This window comes from Bacillus benzoevorans, from assembly GCF_014207535.1.
GTDB lineage: Bacteria > Bacillota > Bacilli > Bacillales > Cytobacillaceae > Bacillus_BD > Bacillus_BD benzoevorans.
Map to the genome: position 1 here is coordinate 64294 of NZ_JACHGK010000008.1, position 22651 is coordinate 86944.

At 42.7% G+C, this 22651-nt stretch carries 24 protein-coding genes and 1 other annotated feature; of the genes, 22 read left to right on the forward strand and 2 right to left on the reverse strand.

Annotation, left to right across the window (positions count from 1 at the left end; all coding sequences use genetic code 11):
* Positions 1-8: 8 nt before the first annotated feature.
* From HNR53_RS12275 to pheA, 10 genes are all read left to right on the forward strand, one after another.
* Positions 9-800 carry a M23 family metallopeptidase gene (locus tag HNR53_RS12275; protein WP_184526337.1) on the forward strand — a complete coding sequence of 264 codons (792 nt, stop codon included), beginning with the start codon at positions 9-11 and terminating at the stop codon, positions 798-800.
* Positions 797-1663, forward strand: a complete 867-nt coding sequence (locus HNR53_RS12280) for a M50 family metallopeptidase (protein WP_377802143.1) — start codon at positions 797-799, stop codon at positions 1661-1663. Before HNR53_RS12275 ends, HNR53_RS12280 begins: the two co-directional genes overlap by 4 nt.
* An 82-nt stretch (positions 1664-1745) precedes the next feature.
* A complete protein-coding gene (locus tag HNR53_RS12285) occupies positions 1746-3197 on the forward strand; it encodes an Rne/Rng family ribonuclease (RefSeq protein WP_184526342.1) in 1452 nt (483 codons plus the stop codon).
* Between the two features lie 60 nt (positions 3198-3257).
* Positions 3258-3338 (forward strand) — a sequence feature (ribosomal protein L21 leader region).
* Between the two features lie 12 nt (positions 3339-3350).
* A complete protein-coding gene (gene rplU / locus HNR53_RS12290; protein WP_184526344.1) occupies positions 3351-3659 on the forward strand; it encodes a 50S ribosomal protein L21 in 309 nt (102 codons plus the stop codon).
* Between the two features lie 11 nt (positions 3660-3670).
* Positions 3671-4003: a ribosomal-processing cysteine protease Prp gene (locus HNR53_RS12295; protein ID WP_184526346.1), complete on the forward strand. Its 333-nt coding sequence runs from the start codon at positions 3671-3673 to the stop codon at positions 4001-4003.
* Between the two features lie 12 nt (positions 4004-4015).
* Positions 4016-4309 carry a 50S ribosomal protein L27 gene (rpmA, locus tag HNR53_RS12300; protein ID WP_184526348.1) on the forward strand — a complete coding sequence of 98 codons (294 nt, stop codon included), beginning with the start codon at positions 4016-4018 and terminating at the stop codon, positions 4307-4309.
* A 233-nt stretch (positions 4310-4542) separates the two neighbouring features.
* Positions 4543-5088 carry a sporulation initiation phosphotransferase B gene (locus HNR53_RS12305; RefSeq protein ID WP_221452316.1) on the forward strand — a complete coding sequence of 182 codons (546 nt, stop codon included), beginning with the start codon at positions 4543-4545 and terminating at the stop codon, positions 5086-5088.
* 42 nt (positions 5089-5130) lie between these two features.
* The gene (gene obgE / locus HNR53_RS12310) at positions 5131-6417 is read left to right on the forward strand and encodes a GTPase ObgE (protein WP_184526351.1); all 1287 of its coding nucleotides are present in this window, start codon (positions 5131-5133) and stop codon (positions 6415-6417) included.
* Positions 6418-6442: 25 nt separating this feature from the next.
* A complete protein-coding gene (locus tag HNR53_RS12315; protein ID WP_184526352.1) occupies positions 6443-6910 on the forward strand; it encodes an ACT domain-containing protein in 468 nt (155 codons plus the stop codon).
* A 137-nt stretch (positions 6911-7047) separates the two neighbouring features.
* Positions 7048-7908: a prephenate dehydratase gene (gene pheA, locus HNR53_RS12320; RefSeq protein ID WP_184526353.1), complete on the forward strand. Its 861-nt coding sequence runs from the start codon at positions 7048-7050 to the stop codon at positions 7906-7908.
* A 49-nt stretch (positions 7909-7957) separates the two neighbouring features.
* Here the strand turns inward: pheA and HNR53_RS12325 are convergent, their stop codons facing one another.
* Both HNR53_RS12325 and HNR53_RS12330 read right to left on the reverse strand, forming a co-directional pair.
* Positions 7958-8500, reverse strand: coding sequence for a 3H domain-containing protein (locus HNR53_RS12325; protein WP_184526354.1), 543 nt, complete (start codon positions 8498-8500; stop codon positions 7958-7960).
* 11 nt (positions 8501-8511) lie between these two features.
* Complete coding sequence (locus tag HNR53_RS12330; protein WP_343065323.1) at positions 8512-9660, reverse strand: IscS subfamily cysteine desulfurase; 1149 nt, start codon at positions 9658-9660, stop codon at positions 8512-8514.
* Between the two features lie 363 nt (positions 9661-10023).
* On the opposite strand from HNR53_RS12330, the gene nadB reads away from it, so the two are divergent.
* The 12 genes from nadB to tgt all read left to right on the forward strand — a co-directional run bounded on the left by nadB (position 10024) and on the right by tgt (position 22640).
* On the forward strand, positions 10024-11613 hold the full coding sequence (gene nadB, locus HNR53_RS12335; protein ID WP_184526358.1) for an L-aspartate oxidase: 1590 nt from the start codon (positions 10024-10026) through the stop codon (positions 11611-11613).
* The gene (gene nadC, locus HNR53_RS12340) at positions 11555-12391 is read left to right on the forward strand and encodes a carboxylating nicotinate-nucleotide diphosphorylase (RefSeq protein WP_184526360.1); all 837 of its coding nucleotides are present in this window, start codon (positions 11555-11557) and stop codon (positions 12389-12391) included. Before nadB ends, nadC begins: the two co-directional genes overlap by 59 nt.
* Positions 12392-12440: 49 nt before the next feature.
* Positions 12441-13541, forward strand: a complete 1101-nt coding sequence (gene nadA, locus HNR53_RS12345; RefSeq protein ID WP_184526362.1) for a quinolinate synthase NadA — start codon at positions 12441-12443, stop codon at positions 13539-13541.
* Between the two features lie 240 nt (positions 13542-13781).
* Positions 13782-15584, forward strand: a complete 1803-nt coding sequence (gene safA, locus HNR53_RS12350) for a SafA/ExsA family spore coat assembly protein (RefSeq protein WP_184526364.1) — start codon at positions 13782-13784, stop codon at positions 15582-15584.
* Entirely contained in the window at positions 15574-16545 is a 972-nt protein-coding gene (locus HNR53_RS12355; protein ID WP_184526366.1) for a phosphotransferase, read from the forward strand. The genes safA and HNR53_RS12355 overlap by 11 nt, the downstream gene beginning before the upstream one ends.
* 150 nt (positions 16546-16695) lie before the next feature.
* Positions 16696-17436, forward strand: a complete 741-nt coding sequence (locus tag HNR53_RS12360; RefSeq protein ID WP_184526368.1) for a YhcN/YlaJ family sporulation lipoprotein — start codon at positions 16696-16698, stop codon at positions 17434-17436.
* A 192-nt stretch (positions 17437-17628) separates the two neighbouring features.
* A complete protein-coding gene (locus HNR53_RS12365) occupies positions 17629-18180 on the forward strand; it encodes a BofC C-terminal domain-containing protein (RefSeq protein ID WP_184526370.1) in 552 nt (183 codons plus the stop codon).
* Between the two features lie 380 nt (positions 18181-18560).
* On the forward strand, positions 18561-19172 hold the full coding sequence (gene ruvA, locus HNR53_RS12370) for a Holliday junction branch migration protein RuvA (protein WP_184526372.1): 612 nt from the start codon (positions 18561-18563) through the stop codon (positions 19170-19172).
* Between the two features lie 32 nt (positions 19173-19204).
* Positions 19205-20206 (forward strand): Holliday junction branch migration DNA helicase RuvB, encoded by a 1002-nt coding sequence (gene ruvB, locus HNR53_RS12375; protein ID WP_184526374.1) that lies wholly within the window; start codon positions 19205-19207, stop codon positions 20204-20206.
* A 5-nt stretch (positions 20207-20211) separates the two neighbouring features.
* Entirely contained in the window at positions 20212-20409 is a 198-nt protein-coding gene (locus tag HNR53_RS12380) for a DUF2905 domain-containing protein (protein WP_221452318.1), read from the forward strand.
* A gap of 20 nt (positions 20410-20429) precedes the next feature.
* Positions 20430-21458 (forward strand): tRNA preQ1(34) S-adenosylmethionine ribosyltransferase-isomerase QueA, encoded by a 1029-nt coding sequence (queA, locus tag HNR53_RS12385; RefSeq protein WP_184526379.1) that lies wholly within the window; start codon positions 20430-20432, stop codon positions 21456-21458.
* Between the two features lie 42 nt (positions 21459-21500).
* Entirely contained in the window at positions 21501-22640 is a 1140-nt protein-coding gene (gene tgt / locus HNR53_RS12390) for a tRNA guanosine(34) transglycosylase Tgt (RefSeq protein WP_184526381.1), read from the forward strand.
* The last annotated feature ends 11 nt before the right edge of the window (positions 22641-22651 follow it).

Sequence of the window (22651 nt, forward strand, 5' to 3'; positions counted from 1 at the left end):
GGATCATCATGCATTCAAGAAGGGATGATATTCGAAAAAGGATTGAAAGGCGAAAGAAAGATCGGGAGCGGATGACAAAACAGATCGAAACCCAGCTGCCATGGACCGAGGATGAAGAACGATATGGGTTTCAAAGACTTGAATCCTATGAAAGCGGCCCAATCGAAGAAGAAGGCCATCCGCTGTTTCGTAAGGAAGTCTGGATCTTTAAGCTGTTGGCATCCGTTTGTCTCGTCCTGATCATTGCGATTATGTTTCGTAATCAGACACCCGCCTTGGATCAGGCAAGAGAATTTGTAACTAAGTCGATGGAAGAGGATTTTCAATTTGCGGCTGTATCGAAGTGGTATGAAAATACCTTTGGCGAACAATTAGCACTTCTGCCTTCCACTGATAGCAGTAAAGAAGGGAAAAACACGAAGGAAATACAATATGCTTTGCCTGCTTCAGGAAAGATATTGGAGGATTTTGGCGAAAATGGGCAGAGAATCACGATTGAAATCGGTAAAGATGCGGCTGTTGAGGCAATGAATGGAGGATTTGTCCGCTTTGTCGGGCAAAAGGAAGGCTTTGGCAATACCGTCGTTATTCAGCATGCTGATAAAAGCGAATCGTGGTATGGCAACTTAAGTAAAATAGATGTAGGCTTGTACGAATATGTTGAAACGGGTACCCAAGTGGGTAAAGCAACCGTACCGGAAAATGGCGCTAATGGCTCCTTTTATTTTGCCATTAAAGAAGGAGAAAAGTTTGTTGACCCAATCCAGGTGATTCAGCCGAGTCCGGGTGATTCCAATTGATGAAGGCATTCCAATTGTTGTCCTATATTCGAATTCATCCATTACTTTGGCTTATGATCGCTTTAGCAATTGTAACCGGGCATTTTATTGATCTTTCTTTATTTTTAATGATTGTCATGATTCATGAGCTGGGACATGCAGTGGCCGCATCTTTTCTATCGTGGCGGATAAAACGGATTTCCCTCCTTCCATTCGGCGGGGTCGCTGAGATGGATGAACATGGAAACCGGCCGATTAAGGAGGAAGCCATTGTGATATTGGCCGGACCCCTGCAGCATATATGGTTGATGGGACTATCCTTCCTTTTGTTTCAGTTTTCATGGATTCCAGCGGAGCTATATCAAAAGTTTATCGAATTTAATATCATGGTATTAATCTTTAATTTGCTGCCGATTTGGCCGCTGGATGGAGGAAAGCTGATCTATTTGTGGCGCTGCTTGAAAGAACCATTTCCGCTCGCCCACCGCAGTACAATGGCAATATCAGCGATCGGTTTGCTGCTATTCACCCTCCTTGTCATCGCATTGCAGCCCTTTAATTTAAATATGTGGGTGATTATTGCATTTCTTTCCTTTTCCCTTTATTTTGAATGGAAGCAAAGCCGTTTTGTTTTTGTTCGTTTTTTGTTAGAACGATACTATGGGAAGAAAATCGATTTTCAGGTATTAAAGCAGATCCATGTTTCTGAGGATGAATCGATTCTTCGGGTCTTGCAGAAATTTCAGCGCGGCTATAAGCATTTAATCATTATCGAAAAAGACGATAATGAATCCGTGCAGCTGGATGAAAATGAAATCCTTCATGCCTATTTTACGGAAAAAATGCTTTCAGCAAAAATCGGGGAGTTGCTTTATCCTTATTAAATAGCGATAATAAAATAAGAATATTTATGAGTGGAAACTTCAGAGTTCCCACTCCTTTTTTGGGTAAAGTGAGGAATTAAGCTTGAAGAAATTAATTATTAATAGTTTGACTCGGGAGAAGCGTTATGCCCTTTTGGATGAACAAAAGCTTGAAAGGCTTTTTGTCAACCAGCCGAAGCATGTATCACTTGTCGGAAATATTTATTACGGGGTGGTAACAAAGGTACTTCCAGGGATGAATGCAGCCTTTGTTGAAATAGGGGAAGGAAAAAACGGCTTTATCCATCGTGATAAACTGGTCTCATTTGTGTTGGCTAATGTTGAAAAGGCTGTGAAAGACAGCCGTAGTATTTCCTCCTTTGTCCATCAGGGGGAAAAGCTGCTTGTTCAGGTGGAAAAGGATGCAACAGGAACGAAAGGACCGCGTTTGACCGGTGTGATTGAATTGTCCGGAGAACATGTCATTTATATGCCGAAAGGGAGATATGTGGCGGTTTCCAAAAAAATCCTCCAGCCTGAAGTTCGGGAAAAGTGGCGCCATTACGGATATGATATGAAAAGCCCGGAAGAGGGACTGCTGTTCCGTACCTCCAGTGACAGGGCTTCGGAGGAAGAACTTTATCGTGAAGTGGAAGAATTACGAGCGGAATATCAGCATCTTGAACACCAGGTGTCTTTATTGAAAAAACCGGCAAAGGTATTGGAACGCGATCCTTTTCTTACTCAATTATCTGAGGAGATTAAAGCGGTGCATAAGCAGGTGGAAGTGATCACCGATGAGCGCAAACTGATGGAAAAACTGCAGCATAAGTTTCCTGAGCTGCCGCTTAGACTTTACACGGGAAGGGAAAACATTTTTTCCGCATACCAGCTTGAGGGCGAAATTGAAAAGTCCTTAAAGCGGATTGTGTGGCTTGATAAGGGGGCTTATCTAGTCATTGATGAGGAAGAGGCCTTAACGGTTATCGATGTGAATACCGGGAAATTTTCCGGAAAACAGGATTTAGCGGATACGGTTCTGAAAACGAACCTTCTGGCTGCAGAGGAAGCGGCAAGGCAAATCAGGCTCCGTGATCTCGCCGGAATGATTTTAATCGATTTTATTGATATGAAAACAGAGCAGGAAAGGATGCAGATACTGAAGAAAATGGCTGCGGAATTGAAAAGTGATCCGCGGAGGACAAATCTGCTTGGTTTTACTGAACTTGGAATCCTGCAAATCACGCGCAAAAAGACAAAGGTGTCTATTTCTGAGTCGATGCTTGATAGATGTCCGGTTTGTGACGGCACAGGACGCATCCCCAGCGCTGAAACCATCGCCTTCCGTCTCGAAAGGGAATTATATGAATATCGCCATGGCGATGTGACTGAGGCCGTAATTGAAACAACCGAAGAAGTGGTAAAGGTTTTTTGCGGCGAACAAAACATTCATAAAAAGAGGCTGGAAGAAATTCTGGGATTTTCGCTCCAATTTCAAAGCAATAACCATGTGAAGCCATACTATGAAATCCTGCAGCTGCGTTTGAACCAATGAAAAATATGATTGACAGAGACTTTCACTGTATGATAATATTTTCATGTTATGTTTGTAGCACCCGTGCTACAACCGCTCAGAACAGGTTTTGAAGTGTTTGCATGTGCAAAACACCTGCAATTGGCGAGTCTTAGATTATAAGGAGGTGCAGTTATGTACGCAATTATCGAAACAGGCGGTAAGCAAGTAAAAGTAGAAGAAGGTCAAGTAATCTACATTGAAAAGCTAAATGCTGAAGCAGGCGAAACAGTTACTTTTGATAAAGTTCTTTTCGTTGGTGGTGAAAATGTAAAAGTAGGAAGCCCAGTGGTTGAGGGAGCTACTGTTACAGCGAAAGTTGAAAAGAATGGTAAAGCTAAAAAAATCATTGTTTTCAAATATAAAGCAAAGAAAAACTACCACAAAAAGCAAGGTCATCGTCAGCCATACACTAAAGTTGTGATTGAAAAAATCAACGCGTAAGGTTCATTACGATGATTAACATTACGATTAATCGTAAAAAAACGGGCTCCATTCAATCGTTTACCATGAGCGGACATGCTTATTTTTCTGACCATGGTCAGGATATTGTGTGTGCCGGGGCATCTGCCGTATCCTTTGGTACGATCAATGCTATTCATGGATTAACAGGGATAACGCCTGAAATCGAGCAGGGCGAAGATGGTTTCTTGAAATGTGTCATTCCGGAAAATCTTCCAGAGTCCGCACAAGAGAAGATTCAAATCCTTCTTGAAGGAATGGTTGTTTCCTTACAGACAATTGAGGAGCAATATGGTGAACATATACAATTAACCTTTAAAAGCTAGGAGGTGGAATTGATGTTACTAAAATTAGATCTTCAGTTTTTCGCATCTAAAAAAGGGGTAGGTTCTACAAAGAACGGACGTGACTCTATCGCTAAGCGTTTAGGCGCTAAGCGTGCAGATGGACAATTCGTAACTGGCGGAAGCATTCTTTATCGTCAACGCGGTACGAAAATCTATCCAGGAGTAAACGTTGGTCGTGGTGGTGACGACACTCTATTCGCAAAAGTTGACGGCGTTGTTAAATTTGAGCGTTTAGGACGTGACCGCAAACAAGTTAGCGTATACCCTGCAGCACAAGAAGCATAAGATGTTTCGAAAACTCTAACCTGAATGGGTTAGAGTTTTCTTTTTAATTGAAATGTATCGCTCCTAATCATGGCAGTATCCTTTGAATATGATGACAAATAGATGAATACTCATCTCAAACCGCCTAAAACTCAATTTTTTTCCCCTAAATTACATACTCAATCAAACTTTTTTGATATACTAGCAAGAAGTAGTCTTCTGACTTTTAATTATTTGTGTGGGAGTATTATTTTATGATAAAAAAGGATTGGGATACGGTCGCTATGCTTCGGCATGTGCGTCATGACTGGTTAAACAAGCTGCAATTAATTAAAGGAAATATAGATTTAAATAAAATTGACCATGCGCGCAGAATTATTGAAGAAATTGTCATTGAGACGCAAAATGAAACAAAGTTATCCAATTTGGGCATCCCGCAATTTACTGCGATGCTGCTGACTCATAACTGGAAGAGTCAAGCGTTCCAGCTTGAATTCGAGGTAGTAAATGATTTAAAATGCGGCGGACTGGACGATAAAGCCCTGTCAAAATGGATGGAGATGTTTTTTGCCTGCTTAAATGAAGCCGTACAGCAGTATGCCGATAACCATTTAATGATATCCATTGAGCCGCAGCCCGAAGGAATTCGTTTCTTTTTTGATTTTAGTGGAATAATAGTAAATAACGTGCAAATTGAAGCTTATCTTGCAAATGCTTCTTTTGGCCAAATAGAAAGACAGTTGGAAATCACAGAGCGGGATTTTACATTTGAATGCTTTGTTACAAAAATGAAAGAATAAAACGTTTACACAGGCTTTGTGTAAACAGGAGGAAAAAAGTTTATGTTTGTCGATCAAGCGAAAATTTATATTAAAGGCGGAGATGGCGGGAATGGTATGGTCGCTTTCCGCCGTGAAAAATATGTCCCGAAAGGCGGACCTGCCGGCGGTGACGGCGGTAAAGGCGCCGATGTGATTTTTGAAGTGGAGGAAGGTCTGCGTACCTTAATGGACTTCCGCTATAACCGCCATTTTAAGGCACCGCGCGGAGAGCACGGCATGTCTAAAAATCAGCACGGAAAAAATGCGAAGGATATGATTGTTAAGGTACCGCCGGGAACGGTAGTTACAGATGCCGAAACGCATGCTGTGATTGCAGATTTAACCGAGCACGGACAGCGCGCCGTTATTGCAAAAGGCGGAAGAGGCGGACGAGGAAACTCACGATTTGCCACACCTGCAAACCCGGCTCCTGAGTTATCCGAGCATGGTGAACCGGGACAAGAGCGGGAAGTTATTCTCGAATTAAAACTGTTAGCTGATGTCGGGCTTGTTGGTTTTCCTAGTGTCGGTAAATCTACTTTGTTATCTGTTGTTTCATCAGCAAAACCAAAAATTGCCGAATATCACTTCACTACACTTGTGCCAAATTTAGGTATGGTAGAAACGGAGGATGGACGCGACTTTGTTATGGCTGATTTGCCGGGTCTGATTGAAGGTGCCCATTCAGGTGTTGGATTAGGGCATCAATTTTTACGGCATATCGAACGTACAAGAGTGATTGTTCATGTGATTGATATGTCCGCTATCGAAGGCCGCGATCCATATGAAGATTATGTTACGATTAATCGTGAATTAGAAGAATATAATTTACGGCTGACAGAAAGACCGCAGATTATTGTCGCAAATAAAATGGACATGCCGGACGCGGAGGAAAATCTTGCGGAATTTAAGAAAAGGCTTAAGGAAGATCACCCGATATTCCCAATTTCTGCTCTGACGAGGAAGGGGCTGCGAGAACTGTTATTTGCCGTTGCGGATATGCTGGAAGACGCACCGGATTTCCCACTGCAGGCTGAAGAGGACGAAGAGGCACACCATGTACTTTATAAACATGAAAAAGAACAGAAAGAATTCGAAATTACCAGGGGTCCTGACGCGAAATTTATATTATCAGGGGATGCTGTTGAAAAGCTGTTTAAGATGACAGACTTTTCGAGAGACGAGTCTGTACGCCGCTTTGCCCGCCAGCTGCGCGGAATGGGTGTTGATGAGGCGCTGCGCGAAAAAGGAGCCAAAGATGGAGATACGGTTAAGTTATTGGAATTCGAGTTTGAGTTTATTGAGTAGCCTTCGAACATAATGGGGGAGAAGAATGAAGCAGGATAAGAAGCATGATAAATCAAACAAAAAGTTTTTTTTAGTCAGAGAAGATGTCCTGACAGAAGCGATGAAGAAAACACTTGAAGCAAAGGAAATGATTGAGAGGGGAAAAGTGGAATCCGTCTGGGATGCCGTCCAGCGTGTCGATTTAAGCAGAAGTGCCTTTTATAAATACCGTGACACGGTCTTTCCTTTCCACACGATTGTCAAGGAACGTCTCGTTACATTGTTCTTTTATTTAGAGGATCGCTCTGGTACCCTTTCGCAGCTTTTGCAAATGGTTGCTTCATCCGGCTGCAATGTGTTAACCATCCATCAGACGATCCCCCTCCAGGGAAGGGCGAATGTCACCTTATCCGTTAATACAGCAGGTATCGAGATGGATATAGAGGATTTACTCGAACAACTCAGAAGGCTGGAGTTTGTAGAAAAAATAGAGGTGCTCGGTTCAGGTGCGTGATCACACGTGCCTTTACCAGCGCCTTTTTTTCTTAAGGATGTCTTAACAGATTAGAGGTACTTTTCAATATACATGGCGAAAAATAAATGATAAAGTAATGGTTATACGAAAAATTAGACTATAGGGAGCAAATACGCGTGAAGACAGGTTATTTAGGACCAAGAGCTACATTTACTGATTTAGCAGTCCGTGCTTTATTTCCAGAGGGAGAGGCCATTCCCTATACAACGATACCAGATTGTATTGATGCGGTGGTTGATGATGAAATTGAGGTTGCTGTTGTACCGCTGGAAAATGCGTTGGAAGGTACGGTAAACATCACACTGGATTATTTAATTCATGAGGTAGATCTTCCAATTAGGGGAGAAATCTCAGCACCCATACGCCAGCACTTTATGGTACATCCGAATCAATTAGAAAATTGGCGCGGGCGTCTGACGGCTGTATACAGCCATTCACACGCTATCGCCCAATGCCATAAGTTTCTTCATCAGGAACTAAAAGGAATCCCAAAACATACGATTACATCTACAGCTGCAGCAGCACAGTATGTTGCAGAAAATCCTGATCAGGCGATTGGGGCGATTGCCAATGAACTAGCGGCTAAAGAATATGGACTGGTTATTGCCCAGCCTGATGTGCATGATTATAATTATAATCGCACCCGCTTTATCGTTTTATCAAAGAAGTTAGTGGCTCTGCCACTTGACAGTCCAATCTACAAAGGGCAAAAAACAACCTTGATGGTGACGCTGCCTGATGACCGCTCAGGGGCTCTGCATCAAGTATTATCTGCTTTTGCCTGGAGAAAATTGAATTTAAGTAAAATTGAATCCAGACCAACAAAGACAGGTCTTGGCAATTATTTCTTTTTAATCGATATCGATACAGCGATCGACGAAGTATTAATTCCAGGAGCGATTGCGGAACTGGAAGCCCTTGACTGCCATGTGAATATATTAGGCAGTTACCCGTATTATCAAATACAGGCCAAATAAAAGATGGAAGTCTCGTAAGGTTTAGCTGCCTTATGAAACTTCCATCTTTTTAATTTCCGGCAACAAGAAAGTTTGCTTTTCTTAAAGCTTCCTCCGCTTCCTGAAGAGCCTTTTCTGATGCTGCACTTATCGTGTGCAAGTGAATACCATTGGTTAATTCTAATAAATAGGCTGCTTTTGTCTTTTTGATTCTTTCAATAAATTGCTTTACTTCGCTTCTGTTTGAAACCTGTACCGATGCGGTTAAGTCGCCGTATACAGGGTGGACAATTTTGACATCTTTGACGGTTACACCGTAATCAACCAATAAATTGAGTTCCTCTTCCGTCCGATTAGACGGGTGCGAGCAAGCGATGATTTTCTCAAAAACAGGCTCAGGAGAGTCATTTTTCATATATAAATAGCCTTGGCTAGTGGCGATAATCGGCTCTTTTCTTGCTTTTAACAGGGTCATATCACCGACTACCACCTGCCTTGAGACATTGGCTTCTGCCGCCAGTTCACTCCCTGTTAAAGGTGTTGGGCTATTCTTTAATAATTTAAGCAGCAATGCACGTCTTTCTTCCCCAAGTACTTTCTTTCTTCCATCCACTCTGCTTCCCCCTATAGCATACTTTCCTTGGCAATTTGAACGAGTATTCCTGCCAGCTCGGCAGCATCCTGTTCACTTGTATCCCGTCCGAAGGAAATTCGTATCATTTCCTTGGCTGGTTTGTCCGGAACATTCATTGCCGTCATTGTTTTGGCTGGTGCTTTAAGACCGGTGCTGCAGGCGCTTCCTGTTGAAATCGCGTATCCGCGCCGGTTGCATTCAAGCATCGCCCACTGACCTTCTACCCCGTGTATTCTCATCGCAAGTGTATGCGGTAATTGCTGCTCCCCTTTAGCGCTATAAATGGTGACTCGATCCTTTATTTCAGCTAAAGCAGTAATGAACAGCTGTCGTAAATGTGCCGTATGCGCATAGATTTCTTCTTGCCGGGCTGTCATTTGCTGAGCTGCAATCGTCATCGCAGCAATGGCCGGGACATTTAGTGTGCCGGGGCGAAATCCGTTTTCATGGGTAGTGCCCGGATAATGCGGCATCCATGCCAGTTTTGGATTGACATAGCCCACCCCGATTCCTTTTGGTCCGTAAAATTTATGAGCCGACATGGAGAAGCTGTCCACTTTGTTGGCAAATGAGTGTAAATCAATTTTTCCAAATGTATGAACAGAATCCGAGTGGAACAAGATGTCTTTTTCCCGGCACCATTCTCCGATTTCTGCAATCGGCTGCAGTGTGCCGATTTCCGAATTGCCGTGTTGAATCGCAATTAATGCGGTATTTTCCTTTGTTGCTTCTTTCAGCATGGCGATATCAATCTGACCTTCCTCATTGAACGGAAGGAGAGTCACTTCATATCCTCTTTCCTCTAATATTTCCAAGGTGCTGCGAATAGAAGTATGCTCGGCAAGACTCGAAATAATATGGTGCTTATTCTTCGCCTTCTGCGACGACAGCAGTGCCTGAATGCCGAGATAATTACTTTCCGAACCCCCGCTTGTAAAATAGATACCGGAAGAATCTACCCCCAGCATTTTTGCCAATTCCCTGCGGCAATTCTCGAGAATGTCCTTAGCGATACTGCCAGCATCATGCAGACTTCCTGTATTGCCATAGTATTCTGTTGCGGTTTTCACATAAATTTGCGCTGCTTCCAGATCCATTGGGGTCGTAGCAGCATAATCAAAATATTTCAATCGTTCCACCTGCTTTTATTTACTATTGTTGCAAAATATTGATAGGGTCATACTGTTTATACTCCGGGATGTCTGAAGCATCCAGATAATAGACCTAGCAAGTTTATGGCAAAGGATAATGGGGAAATTTAAAAAATAGAAATAATTGTGTTGAAAAAAACTTATTGATAGGTTTAAAGTATTAATAATAGACTCAATTTTGTAACATTTACAATTTACACTTATTAGCTTATTACTTCCAATTAGTGTCAATCATTATCTTAAATTATAGTGAATCCATTGGAAATAATAAAAAATGCTTGTCAATAGTTTAAATCTATGTAAATATATGTGTCAAGACACCTGTTAACTTGGGAAGGTAGATGAAGGTAAATGCGAGGGAATGTCATCATTATCGGCAGCGGGATAGCTGCTTTACAATTGGCGAAGAAGTTAAGTCGTAACTTACATGTGATTGTATTCACAAAGTCAACTCTAACAGTAAGCAATTCCTATCTTGCTCAAGGCGGAATTGCTGTGGCGCTTTCGGATAGTGATAATGCTGAGAAACACTACCATGATACGATGGAAGCGGGACGCTACCATAATAATAGTGCAACGGTTGCCATGATGACGAAAGAAGCACCTGAACTGATTAAAGAGCTGATCAACGAGGGCTGCCCATTTGATCGCAATGAAAATGGGGAAATAAAGCTGGGGCTTGAGGGGGCTCATAGTGAAAAACGGATCATTCACGGCGGCGGAGATGCAACGGGAAAGACCGTGATTGACTTTTTACAAACGCAAATCAATCATGTGACAGTGATGGAAAATATGACTGTATATGAATTAATCATTTCAGAAAATAGATGTGTTGGGGTTAAAGTAAAAGGTCTGGACGGTCATACAATCCAGGCCTATGCCGAACATATTGTAATCGCTACTGGGGGACTTGGACAGATTTACAGTTTTACCTCCAGTGCTGAAACGGTAACCGGAGACGGGCTTGCTCTTGCGTACCGTGCGGGCGCTGAACTTTCAGATATGGAATTCGTTCAGTTTCACCCTACCCTTATTTCGGCAAATGGGAAAGGTGTCGGTCTTGCTTCCGAAGCAGTGAGAGGGGAAGGGGCAAAGTTAGTCACCGAAGAGGGAACTTACCTTATGGAAGGTTTTCATCCATACAAAGATCTATCGCCACGGCATGTCGTTTCGCAAGAAATCTATAAAGCGTTAAAAGAAGGGCATACAGTCTATCTCGATATTTCAACGATAGATAACTTTGTGAAGAAATTCCCAACAGTAGCTTCCATTTGTATAGAGCATGGAATTGATTTAGCTAGCGGCAGAATCCCTGTTGTCCCGGGCTGTCATTTTCTCATGGGCGGTATCCGTACTGATTTAAATGCACAAACTACGATTCCGGGATTATATGCTATCGGTGAAGCAGCATGTACGGGTGTACATGGTGCAAATCGATTAGCGAGCAATTCCCTGCTTGAAGGACTTTATTTCGGCAACAGGCTGGCTGATTTTATTAACGAAAATTCTGCCCAAATGAAAAAGCCGGAAAGATGGTTAAGCGAGGTAAAAGCAGCACCGCCAAAACGTGCGCTGCCCGATATCGAACTGTTAAAATCGACGATGATGGAGCGGACAGGAATTGCCCGTACGAAGGAAAATCTGGAAAAGCAATTAGACTTTCTGAAAAGCTTTGCCGCCCCGCAATGGGTAAAAGCAGACCTTGAAGATTTATCGATAGAAGAATTAAATGAAGTATTTATGTTAATTTGTTCTTGGCTTGTCACAAAGGCAGCCTTAAAAAGGACGGAAAGCCGTGGGGGGCATCTTCGATTGGATTATCCAAATGAGGATGCAGGCTGGGAGAAAAGACAAATTATTCAACAATTAAAGGGTGATCGTATTGAACAAAGTGAAATTACGCCTGCTGCTGGAACAATTCTTTCTGGAAGATATCGGTGAACGGGATGTATCCAGTGAATTAATTTTTGGCAAGGAACAAAAAGGTGAGATTGTTTTTATCGCAAAAGAGAATGGAGTGTTTTGCGGTGAAGAAGTCATTCATACTGGTTTTGCCATTCTAGATTCGAATGCAGTTGTCGACATGAAAGTTCATGACGGAGATAGCATTGAGATCGGTCAAGTCTTTGCCATGGTAAAAGGGAATGTATCCAGTTTATTGTCCGGTGAACGGGTTGTGCTTAACCTTGTGCAGCGGATGAGCGGAATTGCTACCATGACAAAAAAAGCAGTTGAAACGTTGAACAGCTCGTATACCAAAATTGTAGATACACGAAAAACCACTCCGGGTCTGCGGATGCTGGAAAAATACGCGGTTACGGTTGGGGGCGGGTTTAATCATCGTTTCGGGCTCTACGATGCGGTGATGATTAAAGATAACCATATATCCTTCGCCGGATCCATTACGAACGCGGTGGAAAAGGCCCGTTCCCAACTCGGACATATGGTGAAAATTGAAGTGGAAGTGGAGACAGAGGAGCAAGTACGTGAAGCCGTGGCCGCAAAGGCTGATGTGATTATGTTTGACAATCGCACACCTGATGAAATTAAGGCTTGGATCGGACTTGTGCCGCAGGAAATTGTCACAGAAGCATCCGGTGGAATTAATTTGTCAAATTTAGCGGGTTACAGCGATACTAGGGTAAATGTGATTTCGCTTGGATTTTTAACACATACTGTAAAAGCACTCGATATCAGTGTAAAAGTAAAAGTTGGGTAGAAACTAAAGGAAAGCTAAGCCAAAGATAAAATGTAAGGGTGAGGGGTATATGTCCATTTTTCAGACTGTAAATAAAACATTAATACCTGAAAAATATAATCAAATGTCAAATGAAGAATTAGAAAATAAAGTAAGAGAAGCTAAGGAAAGATTAGGGAGCAAATTATTTATTCCAGGACATCATTACCAAAGAGATGAGGTCATTCAATTTGCTGATGCAACAGGCGATTCCTTAGTATTGGCTCAGCTTTCGGCAAAGAATCGTGATGCGGAATATATTGTTTTCTGCGGTGTTCACTTTATGGCAGAAACAGCTGATATTCTCACAACGGATGAGCAAAAAGTGATTCTGCCGGATATGCGTGCCGGCTGTTCCATGGCAGATATGGCTGATATTCATCAGACCGAAAGAGCCTGGAAGGAATTGACGGAAACCTTTGGGGATACGATTCTGCCATTAACCTATATCAATTCAACTGCAGCAATTAAAGCATTTGTCGGAGAACACGGCGGTGCAACAGTGACTTCTTCTAATGCTGAGAAAATGGTATCATGGGCTTTTGAGCAAAAGGAAAGATTATTATTTCTTCCAGACCAGCATTTAGGCCGAAATACTGCTTTCAATCTTGGTATTCCATTGGATGCAATGGCTGTATGGGATCCGATTCAGCATAAACTTATATTCGATGGGCCTGTAGAAAAAGTAAAGGTTATTTTATGGAAAGGTCATTGCGGCGTTCATGAAAACTTTACCGTAGAAAATGTTCGTAGTGTAAGGGAAAAATATCCTAAGATGAAGATTATTGTTCATCCGGAATGCAGCCGTGAAGTAGTGGCGTTGAGCGACATGGCTGGTTCAACGAACTACATCATCAAGAAGATTGAGGAATCTGATCCCCAAACCTCTTGGGCCATTGGTACGGAGCAAAACTTAGTAAACCGGATTATTAAGAGATATCCTGATCGTCAGATCATTTCATTAAATCCATATATGTGTTCATGCATGACAATGAACCGTATTGATCTTCCGCACCTTGCTTGGTGTCTGGATTCCATTGAACAAGGAGAAATCCATAATATTATTGAAGTAGATAAAGGTGTTGCTGAAAAAGCTAAACTAGCTTTAGACAGAATGCTGCAAACCAAATAATTGCAGCAAAAGGCAGATGATTGAAGAGATTTAATCGTCTGCCTTTTTTGTTAAACGGTCTGCCTGCCATGGACTCTTAACCCGCTGAATGTTCATGGTGAATTCCATTGTAAAATTCGGATTGCATGGAGCCTTAAACATATTTAAGCAAAATAAAGCATAAGTTTTTATGAAGTCTGTTAGCAATTTGCCCATTTCAACATAGAATGTATGGACTTACGCATAGGAGGGGAAATCAGAGTGAAGATCCATATCGTACAGAAAGGGGATACTCTTTGGAAGATCGCCAAGAAGTACGGCGTAAATTTTGAAGAGCTGAAAAAAATGAATTCTCAGCTTAGTAACCCTGATATGATTATGCCCGGCATGAAAATAAAAGTCCCAACAGGCGGCGGTATAAAGAAAGAAGCTCCAATTGGGGGAACCGGAACCAAAATCAACATGGGTTCAAAAAAGGAAATGCCGAAGAAAGAATATAAAAAAGAAATTCCAAAAGAAATTCCAAAAGAAATTCCAACAGAAATGGTACCACCAAAGGCGAACATACCACAAATGGAAAATATACCGTCAAAGGCAAATATACCGCCGAAGGCAAATATACCGTCAAAGGCAAATATACCGCCAAAGGCGAATATACCGCCAAAGGCGAATATACCGCCAAAGGCGAATATACCGCCAAAGGCAAACATACCGCCAAAGGCGAATATACCGTCAAAGGCAAACATACCGCCAAAAGCAAATATACCGCCAATGGAAAATATACCGTCAAAGAAGGCAAAACCAAAAAAGCCACATGTTCCAAAAATGCCAAAGGTGCCTGATATCAATAATTATTACTTAACAAATGTACATCACAATGAACCTATAAATGTTCCGCCTCTAGCCCCAATTCCACTTCCAGCACAAAAGTTCCCAGAAAATCTGCCGCTTCCAGAGCCAGTAAATATTTCGCCACTACCGGAAATGCCAGTACAAGAACCAATAGGAGAGGAGTGCCCGCCTATGTATCCAATGATGCCCGCTTTTAACCCTTGTTTCGATCCATGTTATCCGATGATCCAGCCTTATGCACAGGATCCATGTTATCCAATGATGCAGCCATACGCACAAGATCCGTGTTATCCGCAAGCGATGGCATATCCACAGGTGCAAGGAGTGCAGACGGCACCGCAGCAAAATCTCGTGAATCAAGGATTTCCAATGAGCCAAACGATGCCGATGAACCAGGAAATGCCGATAAATCAGGGATTCCCAATGACTCACACGATGCCAATGGGTCATGAAATGCCAATAGAGCAATCCATGCCGATTCATCAAACGATGCCAATGCATCAAAGTATGATGCCAGGTGCAGAATATCCAACTATGTACGATGAATCTTCAGAAATTATGCCGCAAGTGAATCCAATTCAAGGACCAGGTGACTCAATGCCATATTTTGCAGCACAACACGCCGCCCCAGGCATGCCATATTTTCCAGGGATGGGGGCTCCTGTTGAATCGCATGTTCAGGGAGTATCTGATCAATTTGAACAGCCGCCAATGGCGAATCTGCAGCCTAATATGCCCATGCAGCAGATGCCTGCCTATCAGCCGATGAAAAAGGACTGTGGCTGCGGCGGTCCAAAAACCGGAGGATATCCAGAAGGATTTGGAATGCAGCCAGGATTCCAGCCAGGATTCCAGCCAGGATTCCAGCCAGAATACCAGCCAGGGTTCCAGCCGGGCTACCAGCCAGGGTTCCAGCCGGGCTATCAGCCAGGATTCCAGCCGGGCTATCAGCCAGGGTTTCAGCCGGGCTATCAGCCAGGGTTCCAGCCGGGCTATCAGCCAGGGTTCCAGCCGGGCTATCAGCCAGGGTTTCAGCCGGGATACCAGCCAGGGTTTCAGCCGGGCTACCAGCCAGGGTTTCAGCCGGGCTACCAGCCGGGATTTCAGCCGGGATACCAGCCAGGGTTCCAGCCGGGATTCCAATCAGGATACCAGCCATGGGGAGACCCATTTAGACCCGAATTTGAAGAAGATGGTGAATTTGATAGTTAAAAAAGGAGGAGACGATAGCAGCCAAAATCGTCTCCTCTTCTTTTTAAGAAAATCGCTCCCAGATAAAATTGAAGAGGTTATTCATATTAGAAGCCATGTTTATGAAGTTAAAAAAGCGGAAGGGAAAATGATTCTAAAAGGATTTCCATCCCTTCGTTCCTTAAAAATACAAGAGAGTTTTACCCGTTCACTGAAAAAAGAGGGATTTTGGCAAACCTACGAATTCCTTTCCTTTTCCAAAGAGCCATTATATTTTGATAATCGGTATTATGGCTGTTTGGAATATATAGAACCGGGAAATCAGCCGTTCTATTATGATACGAAGCAGCAATGCCGGGAAGGCTTAGAGCTTTTAACGACTTTTCATCAAGCCACAACAAAACTTGTGGACAACTATCAGTCCTATTTGTCGGCCTTTACATTAAAAGATAAATGGCTGGCAAGATTTAAGCAGTTTAAAGAAAATGAGCGGCTCCTTTCCTTTTTTTTACCCCGGGATGTCATTCGTGATTTGTATTTCTGGGCCAATTGGTCTTTAAATGGTTTACTGCAGCATTGGGAATCCTTTACTCAATATCAAAATGTGATTTTACATGGGGATACAGCCTGCCATAATTTTTTGCGCACGGCGAATAACGATTTGTTTTTAATTGATTTTGATTTAATCAGCATTGGACCGGCGGTGAATGATTATTTACAATATGCTAATCGGATTCTTCCCTTATTCAGTTGGAGTATGGATACATTGAAGAGTCATAGACAATTTCGCCCCTTTTTAAAGGAAAGCTTTTTCCTCTATGCGCTCGCTTTTCCAACGGATATCTTTCGTGAATGGAACCGCATGATTCGAGAACGGAAGTATCATGATCCACATCATGTTCGTCCGGTAATGGCATTAACCATGGACAAATATGAATACAGAAGCTTATTTATTCAGCAATTAGCCAGAACGCTGAAATAATGGATGGGGTTTATTGACAGAATGAAAATTGCGACTGCCTCACAACTTAATAATGAGCATGGAACCCTTTTTCATGAGCGATTGTACCAATAGGAACCATCATCAAGAGAAGGCTGCATGCTTATTATATGGAGAGAGGGGTAATAAGATTTGCGGCAGTTTTTGAAAAAGTCATCGATATTCGCTGCGTTAGTGATTGCTCTTACAGGCTGCAACACAAATGATGAAACCGCTTTGCAGGATAAACGAACTGACAGAACGATGCCAATCGGTTATTATTCAAACGAAAATCATGAAAACAACGGTGGCAATGCGATTATTTTGGAAGGTTCTGATAACGATGGACCGGCAGTTGAAATGTTGGATCATACGTTGGGGAAAGAGAGCGAAAATAACCGAAGAGTGATGCGATCCAGTAATTCAGATTCAGAATCAAACTCGTTGGCCCCAGTGGACAATCGGAATAATCAACGAAGTGTAAAGCCTTTAATCGGGCGGAGTGACATCAACTATCATGGTCATTTAAGTAATGCAGATAGGATACAGCGTCAAAGCTATTATGAAGGCTATGAAGGGAAATTTGCTGAAAGAGTCACAACCGCGGTTATGGGGGTGCAAAATGTAAAGGATGCCCGAACGATCGTTTATGGGAAAAATGTCATCATCGGTGTCCAGTTGGCTAATGGAAATCTTGCCGAGGAAACAAAGAAAAATATCCAACAGGCAGTACAGCGCCATGTTGATGGCAGGACGGTTTATTATGTAACAAATGAAAGCCGTTTTAATGCCCTGAAAGCAATGGACAATGACTTAAAAAATGGCGTTAGCAGGGAACAAATGAATACGGACATTGAAAAATTAATCCGTTTGCTGAACCAGCGTGGTCAATAAATTCTTTCATTTTATACAGCAGCATATCTTTTGGGATATGCTGTTTTTTTGATTCAGCCATTTTATCGGAAGAAATTAGAAGTTTTCATTTTACGAGAAATTGTAAGGATAAATAAGAATGATAAGGTGAAAATATGAATGAGCTAGATCCTGAAAGCTATGAAATAATTTTTAGAAAAGAGGTGATTATCTATGCAATACAATCTATTATTTCGGGTGATACCTTTATTTGTAGTTGTATGGGTGATCAATCTTGCCGGATTTTCTCTAGCGGATGGAATAGAGAAAGGATATACGAGAGGTTTCGTAAAAGAAGGTCAAAAGCTGCCGGTAGAACTAGATGTCATGTTAAAATGTGAATACTTAGACGGGGAAATCAGCGAAGAAGCAGTCAGAGAGACGATTTACAGTTATGAAAACTTTTGGGCTAAATTCGATGAATGGCAATTTGTCGGTATGGAGAATGATAGAATGGTTTTTCAAAAAAAAGTCGATGATATTTCACCCTTATTAAAAACGAACGGATATTTTGGTGTTACGGAGGACGGCATTCTGACTATCTTTAATGGCAGACCGTATAAATCAAATATTATTCATTCGTTCTTCCAAATTGATGTCGGGAAATTGGAAAGCAGAAAAAGAGAGGAATTATTAAAAGGTATCCCAATTAAAACAAAGGACCGGTATGTTAAAGTATTAGAGACCTTTAAATCATATACGTTGGAGGAAATGGAAGCGCGATAAAGAACCTTGTGTCAGGTTCTTTTTTTCTGTTTGTTTAAATGTCAATGTTGATATTTATTCCCTTGTTGATTGGAGTGGAAGGCACGAAGACTCCTCCGAAAATGCTGCGCATTTTCATCGTGCGTGGGCGGATTCGAGGAAGCTTATTCAATGTCCTGCGGGAACAGCGAGACAGACGAGACCCCGCAGGCACGAAGTGGCGAGGAGGCTCGGCGGTCGCCCGCGGAAAGCGAAGTGCCTGGAACGGAAATCAACAACCAATTTTAATAGAGCCTTTCTATTAAGGAAGGTTAGGAATAATAAGATAATTGTAACATTTCCCTTATTCGGCAATGTATTGTATGATAAAATGATGTACAGCGATTAAGGGAGAGAGGATATTGTATGAGTTTATAAAGGGAACGGTTCAATATATTGGACCTGAATATATTGTCATTGAAAATAATGGAATTGGCTATCAAGTTGCTACGCCAAATCCATTCAGCTATACGAAGCAATTTGGGCAGGAGATCACGATCTATACCTATACATATGTCAGAGAAGATATTCTTGCTTTATACGGTTTTCAATCACGGGAAGAAAAAATGCTGTTTCTAAAGCTGTTAAATGTATCGGGGATTGGTCCTAAAGGGGCATTGGCGATTCTAGCTTACGGAGAACCGCAGCAAGTGGTACAGGCCATCGAAAACGAGGATGAAGCGTTCCTTGTAAAATTCCCGGGTGTGGGCAAAAAAACGGCACGGCAAATGATTCTCGATTTAAAAGGGAAGCTGCCGGATGTGCTGCCGGACTTTTTCCCTGATTTATTTCATCCGGAATTGGAAGCAGGTAACCCTCGTCAGCACGCAGAATTCGAAGAAGCGATTCTGGCATTAAAAGCCCTTGGTTACTCTGAAAAGGAAATTAAAAAAATCTCAGCAGAGTTAAGCAGAGAAGAAATGACAACGGATCAATACATTCGCAAAGGGCTCCAATTGCTGCTTCGAGCGTAAAAATTTGCTTGATTAGCCGGAGGTGAAAATGAATGGAAGAACGTATTATTTCAAGTGAGGCCGATATAGGCGAGTTATCATTTGAATCCAGTCTCCGTCCGCAGAGATTGCAGCAATATATCGGACAGGATAAAGTGAAGGAAAATCTGTCTGTCTTTATTGAAGCAGCTAAGCTCCGTCAGGAAACACTGGATCATGTGCTGCTCTACGGTCCGCCGGGCCTGGGGAAAACAACCCTGGCTTCTATCATTGCAAATGAAATGAACGTCCATATCAGGACAACAGCCGGGCCCGCTATCGAACGAACGGGTGACCTGGCGGCGATTTTATCATCTTTACAACCGGGTGATGTATTGTTTATTGATGAAATTCACCGTTTGCCTCGTGCGATAGAGGAAGTGCTGTATCCGGCAATGGAAGATTTTTGTCTTGATATTGTGATCGGAAAAGGTCCGAGTGCCCGTTCCATCCGCCTTGATTTGCCTCCATTTACTTTAGTAGGTGCAACCACCAGAGCAGGGGCTTTATCTGCTCCATTACGCGATCGTTTTGGTGTGCATTGCCGCCTGGAATACTATACGAAGGAGCAGCTAGAGGAGATTGTGATCCGGACTTCTGATGTATTGGAAACGGAAATCGACCAATCTGCTGCAGTCGAAATAGCCGGGCGTTCCCGCGGGACACCGCGGATTGCCAACAGGCTGTTAAAAAGAGTGCGGGATTTTGCTCAGGTGCGGGGAAATGGGTTTATTGATATGGAGATAGCCCGTAAATCCCTTGAGCTTTTGCAGGTAGACCGTTTAGGATTAGACCATATTGACCATAAATTACTAATAGCGATCATCGATCGTTTTCGCGGCGGTCCGGCAGGGCTGGAAACGATAGCGGCTACTATTGGTGAAGAAGCTGCTACGATTGAAGATGTCTATGAACCCTATTTGCTGCAAATTGGTTTTTTACAGCGGACACCAAGAGGCAGAATCGTTACGGACCTTGCCTATCGTCATTTAGGGCGGGAGGTGCCTGGGAAGTGACGGGAATGGCCAAATTGCTTATGATCGTCGGTGCTGTCCTTTTTATTATTGGTTTTCTTATGCAATTTATCCATATTGGCAAGCTGCCAGGGGATATTGTCATTAAAAAAGGGAATGCAACCTTTTATTTTCCGATTATGACGTCGATTATTTTAAGTATTGTGCTATCTTTGATTTTTTATTTTATTGGGAAATTTCGTTAATAGATTGGGTGACAAACAGCATGAAAGTAGATTTATTTGATTTTCACTTACCAGATGAACTGATTGCGCAAACGCCGCTGGCAGACCGTTCAAGCAGCAGGCTGATGGTGCTGCGGAAAAAGACCGGTCAGATTGAGCATGATATTTTTAAAAATATTAGAACCTATATACAGCCGGGTGACTGCCTTGTCCTGAATGATACCAAGGTGCTTCCGGCCCGGTTGTTTGGCGAAAAAGAAGATACGGGAGCAAAAATTGAAGTGCTGCTGTTGAAACAAATGGAGGGCGATACATGGGAAACCTTGGTGAAGCCGGCGAAGCGGATAAAAAAGGGAACGAAAATCCATTTCGGCAATGGGCTGTTAGCGGCCGTTTGTACGGAGGAATTAGAGCATGGCGGTCGGATTTTCGATTTTCAATATGAGGGTATTTTCTATGAAGTGCTTGACAAGCTTGGCGAAATGCCGCTGCCGCCGTATATTAAGGAGCAGCTGGAGGATAAGGAACGCTATCAGACTGTTTATGCCAGGGAGCGCGGCTCTGCTGCTGCGCCGACGGCAGGGCTGCATTTTACCGAAGAATTGCTGCAGGAAATAAAAGAAGCCGGAATTAGCATTGCTTTTATTACCCTTCATGTCGGTTTAGGAACATTCCGCCCTGTCAGTGTCGATGATATTGACAAGCACGAAATGCACTCGGAATTTTATCAAATGACAGCCGGCACTGCGCATATGTTGAATGAGACAAGAGAAAAAGGCGGAAGGATTATTTCTGTTGGCACGACTTCGACCCGGACACTTGAAACGATAGCATCCGCGTGCAGCGGTCATTTTAAGGAAATGAGCGGCTGGACGGATATCTTTATTTATCCGGGATACGAGTTTAAGGCGATTGATGGCATGATTACAAATTTTCATTTGCCCAAATCAACGCTGATTATGCTGGTCAGCTCCTTAGCGGGCAGGGAATCGGTCCTTCATGCATATGAGACCGCTGTGGGCGAAAAATATCGTTTCTTTAGCTTCGGCGATGCGATGCTCATTATTTAAGCAAATTTTTTAAAAGATTAAGACAAGAAGGAGAAATTTTCATTGACAGCCGTAACCTATGAATTAATTAAAACTTGTAAGCAGACAGGTGCCAGATTAGGCCGTGTTCATACACCGCACGGCTCCTTTGAAACGCCGGCATTTATGCCTGTCGGTACTTTGGCAACGGTTAAAACGATGTCTCCGGAAGAGCTGAAGGAAATGGGAGCCGGGATTATCTTAAGCAACACCTATCATTTATGGCTCCGTCCGGGACATGATATTGTCAAAGAAGCAGGGGGCCTGCATTCGTTTATGAACTGGGATCGTCCGATATTGACGGATTCCGGGGGCTTTCAGGTGTTTAGTTTAAGTGAGTTCCGCAAAATTGAAGAAGAAGGGGTTCATTTCCGCAATCATTTGAATGGAGACAAACTGTTTCTCTCGCCTGAAAAAGCGATGGAGATTCAAAATGCTCTTGGCTCTGATATTATGATGGCATTTGATGAATGTCCTCCATACCCGGCCGAATATGACTATATGCTGAAATCAGTGGATCGAACATCCCGTTGGGCGGAAAGATGCTTAAAAGCCCATCAACGGCCGAATGAACAAGGGTTATTCGGGATTGTTCAAGGCGGAGGATATGAAGAATTGCGGAAGCGGAGCGCTAAAGATTTAGTGTCGCTTGATTTTCCGGGCTATGCGATTGGCGGTCTTTCGGTCGGTGAACCAAAAGATGTAATGAACGCCATGCTGGAGTATACGACACCGCTGCTGCCGGCAAATAAACCGCGCTATTTAATGGGAGTAGGTTCTCCAGATTCATTAGTGGATGGAGCCATCCGCGGAATTGATATGTTTGACTGCGTTCTGCCGACCCGCATTGCCAGAAATGGCACCTTAATGACATCAAGCGGCCGGCTTGTTGTGAAAAACGCGAAATATGCCCGAGATTTTGGACCAATCGATGAGAAATGCGACTGCTATACATGCCGCAATTACAGCCGTGCTTATATCCGCCACCTGATTCGTTGTGACGAAACTTTCGGAATAAGGCTTACTTCTTATCATAACCTATATTTTCTGTTAAAATTAATGGAGCAAGTCAGACAAGCGATAAGAGAAGATCGTCTTGGGGACTTTAGAGAAGAGTTTTTTGAAGAATATGGGTTTAATAAGCCGAATGCGAAAAACTTTTAAATAGATTTCGA